The 1573-nt window shown below is 30.7% G+C and carries 1 protein-coding gene; it reads right to left on the bottom strand.

The annotated features are described in order from the left end of the window. Nucleotides 1-169 precede the first annotated feature (169 nt). The coding region (locus ACY2RW_RS16070) for a T9SS type A sorting domain-containing protein (protein ID WP_490123749.1) at nucleotides 170-1573 on the bottom strand (1404 nt) is incomplete at its 5' end.

Genomic DNA, 1573 nt, shown 5'->3' with positions numbered 1-1573 from the left:
TGTGCTTTTTGTGGGTTTAAAATTAGATAGGTTCCTAAAGCTGTTAATGCAGCATATTTACCATAATTCCCTATTTTTTGCATTGCTTCTTTACGAGTAATTTTGGGAGCGATATCTTGAGCGTTTTTATCTTGTTTTTTCATGATGTTTTGTCTTAAAATTATCGTTATTATTCTAAAATTATTTTTTGAGTCAATTCTCCTTTTTCTGTTGTAAGTTTCACCAAGTAAACACCATTAGATAAATTTGGTAATTGAACATCATTAACTCCAGAAGATTTGAAAGAAGCACTTAACACTTGTTTTCCTAAAATAGAAAATACAGAAACTTTAGCTTTTTCTTTATACAAACCAGCAATTCTTAATGTATTATTGTTTACTTTATAAACACTTACATTGTTTAAATTTACATTTGTATCTGCACTTAAAGCAGCTCTTGTAGTATGTAAATAGAATCTTCCAATTCCGTTTTGAGCAGTACTTAAAGTAATTTTGTAGTTACTGTTAACTTCATCTATTCTTGTAAAAGTGTTATTCTCTTTGTCTTCTATAAAGATTTTTAAACCATCAGGAAAATTATTAGCACGTAAAGAAAAAGTAATTTCTTTTCCTTTTGCTGCGTTTACACCAATAGGTACAATCATGCTATCATAGTTTGTATTTGGCAGTGTTTGTATAGCAAGATTTTCGCCTTTACTGTTGGTAACTAATTGGGTGTACACAGCAAAAGGATTTGCGACACCATTAAACATAGAGCTGTCATAACCATCATCAAAACCAGTAGTTTTATTTTTAATATAAAAAATTTCTGTGTTTTTTACACTTGCACCATCTGTTATAGAAAGTGTAATTTCTGGTCGTGGTTCTTGTCTTAAAAATGTATCTCCACCCACATGAGTTTGCATAGCTTCTGTAAAAGTTACATTTCCAGTATTTAATGCTTTTACAAAAAAGCCTTGACCTGGAGCTACTTTATAAGCAGTTGCACTATTTTTTGTAATATATTCTCCTACTCCACCATTAGCTTCTGAGTCCCAAAGCCATATTGTCTTTTCTGTTAGCCTATTTAAAGGAACATTATCTAAAAAAGTTCCACTATTTATGTAAGATGGATAAGGATTACCTATAACATTAAATTGATCTCCAGTAGCATCTACTTGAATCGATATTCCTGCATTGTTTGTGTTTACAGAACCACTAAAATTTAAAGTACCAGCACTCGATTTTTTTAAAGTATATCCTTTGGCATTTGTAAAAAAACCAGGAGTATCTGTATTAATATAATAGTTCCATTTAAAGGTAGCTGCATTTGTATTTATATAAGGACCAATGCCTCGTTTTGTTCCATTTGTAACTACATCACCAAAAAAATCGTTGATATTTTTACCACCTACAGGAGAGGCTACTAAATGCCAACCTTGTGTGCTTATTCCTGATGTAGTTAAAAATCTATGATAATCTACATTTCCAACTCCAGATTGTGTTCCTTTTAAAATAAAAGAACCATTAGAGGTTGCATCAGAATTAATAGTAAAGGTTCCATTTTGAGATAAATTTCCTTCCATAGTTAAAGA

It is taken from the genome of Polaribacter sp. 2305UL8-11 (genome assembly GCF_058147165.1).
This window is presented reverse-complemented; position numbering and strand designations above follow the sequence as displayed.